General features: G+C 60.4%; 5 protein-coding genes. 3 read left to right on the forward strand and 2 right to left on the reverse strand.

What is annotated here, in order from left to right:
- Positions 1–261: 261 nt before the first annotated feature.
- Entirely contained in the window at positions 262–1,410 is a 1,149-nt protein-coding gene (locus PMN64_RS40865) for a GSU2403 family nucleotidyltransferase fold protein (RefSeq protein WP_411784847.1), read from the forward strand.
- Positions 1,411–1,988: 578 nt separating this feature from the next.
- Here the strand turns inward: PMN64_RS40865 and PMN64_RS40870 are convergent.
- Both PMN64_RS40870 and PMN64_RS40875 read right to left on the reverse strand, forming a co-directional pair.
- Positions 1,989–3,725, reverse strand: a complete 1,737-nt coding sequence (locus tag PMN64_RS40870; RefSeq protein WP_411784848.1) for an ATP-binding protein — start codon at positions 3,723–3,725, stop codon at positions 1,989–1,991.
- Positions 3,722–4,771: an SIR2 family protein gene (locus PMN64_RS40875; protein ID WP_411784849.1), complete on the reverse strand. Its 1,050-nt coding sequence runs from the start codon at positions 4,769–4,771 to the stop codon at positions 3,722–3,724. The genes PMN64_RS40870 and PMN64_RS40875 overlap by 4 nt, the downstream gene beginning before the upstream one ends.
- A 1,885-nt stretch (positions 4,772–6,656) precedes the next feature.
- Between PMN64_RS40875 and groES the strand changes: the two genes are divergently transcribed.
- Together groES and PMN64_RS40885 are read left to right on the forward strand one after the other, a co-directional pair.
- Positions 6,657–6,971, forward strand: a complete 315-nt coding sequence (gene groES, locus PMN64_RS40880; RefSeq protein ID WP_074131207.1) for a co-chaperone GroES — start codon at positions 6,657–6,659, stop codon at positions 6,969–6,971.
- A gap of 86 nt (positions 6,972–7,057) precedes the next feature.
- Positions 7,058–7,647: TCP-1/cpn60 chaperonin family protein (locus tag PMN64_RS40885; RefSeq protein ID WP_411784850.1), on the forward strand; the 590-nt coding region annotated here is incomplete at its 3' end.

Genomic DNA, 7,647 nt, shown 5'->3' on the forward strand with positions numbered 1-7,647 from the left:
TGACTCCGGGCACAAAGAGGCGATTTCTTGCGCTCATACGCGTTATTTCCGGAACCTGAGTCCGATCATCCCGGGACTGGGCAGTGAGTTTCATTTCCTTTTCGGGTTCGGGCGAAGCGTGCGCGAAAACTGCGCGTTGTCTCATTAAGACACTGAAATTAAAACAAGTTATACTATTTTAGCGAGAATAGCTTAGCGGACTTGTGCCGAAGTTCCGAGAGTTATACTATTTTCACAAAAATAGTATAACGAGGTTCCGATATGCCGGCGAACCAAGCCCTCGATATTACCTACCAGACACTCTATTCCGAACTGGTCCAGCGCAGCCTCGATGAGACCTTCACCTCGGAGTTCTCCTCGAACGGACGGTTCGTGGCTGTCGAGGTCAAGGGCAAGAAATACTGGTATTTCGACACGCCCAAATCCGAGGGCGGCGGCCAGGATCGCCGCTATGTCGGTCCCGTGAACGATCCCGAGTTCACCAAGAGGGTCGAGGCGTTCAAGGATCTGAAGGCCGACCTGAAAGGACGTCGCCGTCTCGTCTCCACGTTAGTCCGCGAAGCCTATCTGCCGCGCCCTCTGCCGATCGCGGGCCAAGTCGTGGAGGGGCTAGCGAAGGCTGGCTTCTTTCGCTTGCGGGGAGTGCTCGTCGGCACCGTTGCGTACCAGTGCTATGCCGCTGTGCTTGGTCGACGCCTTGAGGCGGCCGCTATGCAGACTGGCGACGCCGACTTTGCGCAATTCCACGAAATCTTGGTGGCCATCAAGGACTCCATGCCACCCATCCTGGACGTGCTCCGCCAAGTCGACCCGACGTTTCGCGAGGTTCCGAGCCAAGCCGACGGCAGGGTCTCAACTCGATTCGTATCGAGGGGCAACTTCAACGTCGAGTTCCTGACGCCGAACCAATGGTCCGACGACCAGGCAGGAAAGCCGGTCCCGATGCCGGCGCTGGGCGGGGCGGCGGCGTCTCCGCTCCGCTTCCTCGACTACCTGATCTATCAGCCCATCCGCGCGGTGCTGCTGCATGGCGCCGGCGTGCCGGTCCTTGTCCCGTCGCCGGAACGATACGCCGTCCACAAGCTCATCGTCGGGTCCCGCCGGAAGGAGGATCGCGCTGCGACCGCAAAGAGCGGGAAGGATCGGCTTCAGGCCAGATCGATCATCGAGGCGATGACCGCAAACCGGCAGCATGTCGAAATTGCCTCTGCCTTTACGGAAGCTTGGGATCGCGGCGATCAGTGGAGAGCGGCGATCCGCACAAGCATCGCGACCTATGACGATGACTTCCAGAGCTCGCTCCGAACCGAATTAGCCAAGGGGGTAACCGAACTCGGCTCCGACCCCGCCGGCTACGATCTTTCAGACAAGCTCGTCAAAGGGGAAGCCACTCAGCCCCGCCTAAAATGAATTGCGGGCCGATGCCCGCAGCCACCGGCGCCAGCATCAGCGATCCAAGGGGGCGTGTCGTTGGCGAGCCTCATGACCAGCAGTAGCAGCGGCAGCACAAGTCTGGTGTGTCGTCACGACCGTGCCGATCATCAGCCGCAACGTGCAGAGCGACTTAAGCACCCGGCGAAGGCCGCGGAGATTATGCTGAGTAAGGTTCGCCTTGTCGAAGAGACCTTGCAGGCTGGCGAGACGGTCTGCGGCGTCGCGCGCCGGCACGGGTGGCTCACAGCCTGCTGTTCACTTGGCGTCGACAGGCGCGCCGGGGTCGCCTGGGCGGAGATTCCGTGCCAGCTCTCGTTCCCGTCGAGATCACACCGGTGGCGGCTCCGATCTCGAGCGACGCACCACAACTTGAGCGCTCAATGCGCAAAGACACTCTCGGCCGAGGCGATTGATTCCTCTCGATCGTTCCGAGCGCGGCGGCCAACTCTGACCTTATGTGCGGTCTGCAACTCGGAGCAGCGCACGTGAAAGGCAGGTCGCAGCGGCGCCATCAACCCGATGGCCGACCCTCGTAAGCCGGTCGCATAGACATGCTATTTGATAAGCGTCTGGCGGCGCCAGCTCTCGACCGCCTTATCGAGTGTGGCTGCAGGGCTCGGATCCGACCAGCGGTCCCAAAATTCAATCGTGCCGCTGAGTGGCTCGTTGGCGGGCTTGGCAATCCGGATCCGCGTGGGCAACAAAATCGCATCACCCACCACCAGGGCTTCGCCTGTGTCGAGAATAGGCAGCAGATCTCCAAAACTTTCGAGGCTGTCGGGCAGCAGACGGCGGACCACCGTTTGATCGTCGCCATTGGTCAGTCGCATGGCAATCAAATTGTTGCACTGACTGACGACGGTACGATTCACCTCCGCCGGACGCTGGCTGATCACAACCAGGCCGACACCGTACTTTCGGCCCTCTTTGGCGATGCGCTCGAACATCGCGATCGCATTCTCAGCAGCGCCGGAACTCGCATCCTGGGGAATGTAGAGATGAGCCTCGTCACAGAACAGCGCCACGGGATGACGGGCGCCCTGTGCGCTCCATTGCTGCACCTGAAAGGCCATGCGCGCGACCATTCCCACAATGAGCGGCAGAATGTCCGAGGGCACTTCCGAAAAATCGACCACCTTTACGCCGCCGTGCCCGCCTTTGGCGGCGCGGCTGCCCAGCAGCAGCGTCACGGCTTGCTCGAGCCACGCATAGCTATCCGCAACGCCAGTGGCCGGGAACAGAAACCCAAGCCGACGGTCGGTTCGCTTGCTTTGCAGACGTTGAATCAGGCGGCTGAGCTTGCCGTGAAAGTCACCTTGCTTCTCGGTCCTAACGCCTGGGACCATTTCTGTGTTGAGGCGATTGAGCTCAGCAAGGACAACGTCCAGCGCGAAAGGGACGGGACTGTCGATGGTGAAGTTGGCGAGCACATCCTTGTGAGCTCCGGCGGTCAAAAAGCTGGTCTTCGCGTCGACGATGGCACGGGACATGACCATGGCTTGGTTGGGCGCGTTCTGGTCGGTGCGGTCAACGAACATCGAGACAAGTGCTTCGTAGCTCATGAGCCAGTACGGGAGATGAAGCACACCATCCGACAAGCCTTTGCCCGCCTCAACATCGCCCGGACCCGCCACGCGAAGATGCACGAAGCCGTCGCCGGCCATGGACGCATATTCGCCGTGCATGTCGAAGACGATTGCGTTGGCACTCTTTAGCTCAGCCACTTGCTCAAGAAGCCGGGCAGTCGTCCATGATTTGCCGGAGCCAGTACTGCCGACGACCAGCGCGTGGCGCTGAAAGAGCCTGTTGCCGTTGACATAGGCCTCGGCGTTGAGATCAAGAGTGTAGGAACCAAGTGAAAGACGCTGGGTTCCGGCGGTCACCTCAGAGATCACGCCCATGAAACGGGTGAGCCGTTCGCCCTCAAGCGCAAAGCAGCGGGCGTCGATCTCGGGGACGGTTTCGAGCGTGCGCCGAAACACATTGGCGCGGAGCCCATCCCGGTCAAGCAGCGTACCAATGAGGGCGATGCGCACCAGGTTTACCTCAGGGAGAGCCTCCTCGGCTCGTTCCAGGTCGGCCACTTTCGCTTCTTCGAGGGCCGTGCGCGTGATCTTGTGGATGACACCGATCAGCTTATGGCCCGCCAAACTACTCTGTAGTGCCACCAGCCGATTGACCTGGAGTGCCCGCAACGCCTCAATGTCATCGACACGAACAATCACGGTGGCGGTGTCGACCGATTGAACGCGACCGAGCGCCTCTTGATCGCTAAAGTCCAGGATGCTCATGCGCGTGTTCCAATGATGTGATCGAGAAAATAGTCGAGACGCCAAAGCGGCTTGTCCAGATCGAACCCCGTCGGCGCCTGGTGCATATATGCGCGTGCGCCAGGCGGGCTATCTTCGATGGCGAGATAGCGCCGGCACCGGCCGCCGGTCAGAAAAGCCTTTGCGCTGGGCGTCAACTCCTTCGTGACGACGACCAACGGTACCGAATCGCGGTCGCAGCGCTCGACGAGCTTGGTTTGGACATGCTCGTCATTGAAGCCGTAGCCGACACAGAAGTAGGAGCGGGCATTATCCAAAGCTCTGTCGCTGCAGCTCAGGATCGTGCGGAACGGCTCGCCATGGGTTAGTCGATATTTGTCGATGCCGGGCGTGATCATGAGCGGCGTGTATTTGGCGGGAACGCGGAGAGCACTTCTGACGCCGACGATCTGGTTGGCGGCGTCCTGGAACCAATCGAGTGAGCCATGCACCTTCCAGACCGCAACGGTGCGCGATTGTCGCCCGTTTACAGTCAGGGGAGTGTTTGCGTCTCGTGCCCTTGTCTGCAGGTAGCCATGGTTGAAACCCGTGAACGTGCTCACGTCTGCCGCATCGGCTGCATACTCCGCCAAACGGTCATAGTTGGGCGTCACGACGTGAACAGTGGTATGCGTGCTGTCGAACAGGTGTCGATAGAGCCGGGTGAGCGGCAAGGCGTTGCGATCGGCCAACACCGATGCGAGGGCGGCCAGATCGGAGGGCAGCAGAAAGTCCCGCGTGAGGCCGGCTATATGCATCGTTTGACGTTCGCTCGGGCGGACTGCCTGCAGCGCATTTTCAAGATCGGTGCCGGCTTTAATCCGGCCGAGGAACGAGGCCCATTCAGAGTTCTCTTCAGCTGTCCATCCACCGGGGCGCGAGGCCGAGGATAAATGCGCTGCTAAGGCACCCATACCCGGCACACCATGTGCTGCCGAAGCGCCGCTCCCAAGTATGATGACAGGGGTTACGCTCAGCGCGCTTTGTGCGAATTCCTGCGCGATGTCCGCGTCGCTCTTCACCGCCATCGTCTCTCCGCAATCAGACCAATGATGCTGAGTTAGGCGGCCAATAGCCTTGTTGCGTCACGAGAGCTTGATTTGTGTGGCCGAAGGCCTGCAATAATCGCCGATATGGCAGGTCAAGATGGTAGATGCACTCGTTCGCAAGCGTCCGCCAATGTCCCGGGGACGACTTCGAATGGATCCTTGAGAAGCTCAATCGCGTCATCGGGCACCAGCGAGCCGAGTTTCCGTTTCTCGACGAGTAGGTTGGCCGTGCGCGCCAAGACACCCGGTGGCCTTCGGGCCCCGTTGTTCGTGTCGATTGCTTCCTCGCCAGCGCACAGCGACGCCGGACGTCCTCCGACAAGATGATCGCCGCGTTGAGCAAGAATATCTTAGCGAACGGAGCAGCGCGCGGCGGGGGAGCCGGAAACCGTCGTGCGGTACTTCGCTCGGTTGCGGCTGTATGAATGACATCCCTTGATATTTGGTCGGCCGGCAGCCTTTTGGATGAGCGCATCGGTGATTGCTGCCGGACCGTCCTGTGCCACAACTTAGGTGCTGGTAGGAACGAAGCCTCGACAGCCACAAAAGGCGAGCCGACAAGTCGAAGAAACTACCGCAACAGCCGTCTACCACGTCACGCCAGTGAATTCGTCCAAAATAGCCGCGTGGGGTGCGGGATTTGAGCGCTGATGTGCGATTCTTTGCGTCAATACCCCGCACTTTGGCTGTAGGCAGCACGGCTGCCTGGCACGGAGCGCCGCAAGTCCGCTGCCCCGCGCTGCAGTGTGTCCAGTTAGAAGACAACCCAACCCTCTTGCCGATGTGCTCGCGCCATAGCCCCAATCTCGATCGAGCGGCGATTGATCGGGTTGAGCTTATGATAACGAACGGCGCTCGTGTTCGGTGCGCGAACTTCGTACGATACGGACAAAGTTGCGCGCCACCCGCGCATAACGGGACAATAGATTGCAGTTGCGGCTGGAAAGTACGACAGCGAAGCGTGGCGCTTATGCGAAATCATCTCTGAAACCGTGGCGCCGCCGATCTTGGGGTGCCCGATCTGAACCTGCCGCTCGAGGACACGTTGCCCAGGAGCTATGTGCAATCGGAGGTGATACGGCTAAAGTCTATGGTCGCGTTGCGCAGTGCCGGAGCGAAGACGAGCTCGACGACCTGGAAGATGCCAGGCTGCCGCCGCCGGCCCACGTTTTCTTTGCCGCGGCAAGGCTGAGGATGAAGTGCAGGGAAGGGGCATTATCAGGCTTGATGGCGGACGAGAGCCCATCGCGGCGACTTTCCTGCCTGGGCGACTGAGGTGCAAGGCAGTTGCTACGCGATGGCGAGTCGCGTCGTTTGCCTGTGCAGGACGCATGGGGGGCCCGTTCGACCGGGGCGAGGGGGTTTTTGATCTCCTTGTGAATCGGATGTTCGCTCTCAAAGCAAAAAAAAGCAGTGCCGCGCTGCAGTGATCTCGATGAATGTGTCGCCGCCTATGCGCCCACCACTCAACTCCCCGATCGCCAGGCGAACTTGACGACGGCTGACCGGTACAACGGACAGGCCGGAACGATCTCCTGGTCAAGGCACGTGTAACCCGTCGCGATTATGCGACTTTCGTGAGCGGCTGCTAAGGACCCCGTTTGCTGCGAGCACGCAAGAGATCGTTGGCGCGTGATCAGGCCGTGCCTCCGTCGCAGCTTGGACCACGCAGTCCGAGGCTGCGTTGAGGCACTGATCGCTAATGCAACTCCCAGATCGGGTGGCGAAGTATCCAATTTTTTCTGCTACGGACACTTGCTCCCGAAAAACCTCTGTCCTATTTCAGTTTCGTCTGTGGCACTCATCGGTATCGAGTGCTAACAGCTTGGAATTATCAAACCGTGTAAACAGTTAGGAGGGCTGCATGAATTTCCGTCCACTTCATGACCGCGTCGTTGTCAAACGCATTGACGCAGACGAGAAGACCGCTGGCGGCATCATTATTCCGGACACCGCCAAGGAAAAACCCTCGCAGGGCGAAATCATCGCCGTTGGCCCGGGCGGCCGCGATGAAGCTGGCAAGCTGATCCCCATCGACGTCAAGGTCGGCGATCGCGTCCTGTTCGGCAAGTGGTCGGGCACCGAGGTCAAGATCGACGGCCAGGAGCTGTTGATCATGAAGGAGAGCGACATCATGGGCGTTCTCACCGACGTGTCGTCCAGCAGGAAGGCTGCCTAAACAAGCCCGCTCGCACCGCTCGCCCTAAGGAGCGCCTGCGGGGCGCCCCTCCAAGGTGAGAAGACATCAAACTCAGGGAACTCATCATGTCAGCCAAAGAAGTCAAATTCTCCGTCGAGGCCCGCGACCGTATGCTGCGCGGCGTCGACATCCTCGCCAACGCGGTGAAGGTCACCCTCGGTCCGAAGGGCCGCAACGTGGTGCTCGAGAAGTCGTTCGGCGCGCCCCGCATCACCAAGGACGGCGTCACCGTCGCCAAGGAGATCGAGCTCGAGGACAAGTTCGAGAACATGGGCGCCCAGATGGTGCGCGAAGTCGCCTCCAAGTCCGCTGATGCGGCCGGCGACGGCACCACCACTGCGACCGTGCTGGCGGCTGCGATCGTCCGTGAAGGCGCCAAGTCGGTCGCCGCCGGCATGAACCCGATGGATCTGAAGCGCGGTATCGACCTCGCGGTCGAGGCTGTTGTCGCGGACCTCCAGAAGAACTCGAAGAAGGTCACCTCGAACGAGGAGATCGCCCAGGTCGGCACCATTTCGGCCAACGGCGATGCCGAGATCGGCAAGTTCCTCGCCGACGCCATGAAGAAGGTCGGCAACGAGGGCGTGATCACGGTCGAGGAAGCCAAGTCGCTCGAGACCGAGCTCGACGTCGTCGAGGGCATGCAGTTCGACCG

The organism is Bradyrhizobium sp. UFLA01-814 (assembly GCF_046718885.1).
GTDB classification, from domain to species: Bacteria; Pseudomonadota; Alphaproteobacteria; order Rhizobiales; family Xanthobacteraceae; genus Bradyrhizobium; species Bradyrhizobium elkanii.

Excerpts from the sequence above, each read along its gene's own strand:
- PMN64_RS40875 (WP_411784849.1), bottom strand. The coding sequence starts at position 4,771 with ATGGCGGTGAAGAGCGACGCGGACATCGCGCAGGAATTCGCACAAAGC.
- PMN64_RS40865 (WP_411784847.1), top strand. The coding sequence starts at position 262 with ATGCCGGCGAACCAAGCCCTCGATATTACCTACCAGACACTCTATTCC.
- PMN64_RS40870 (WP_411784848.1), bottom strand. The coding sequence starts at position 3,725 with ATGAGCATCCTGGACTTTAGCGATCAAGAGGCGCTCGGTCGCGTTCAA.
- groES (WP_074131207.1), top strand. The coding sequence starts at position 6,657 with ATGAATTTCCGTCCACTTCATGACCGCGTCGTTGTCAAACGCATTGAC.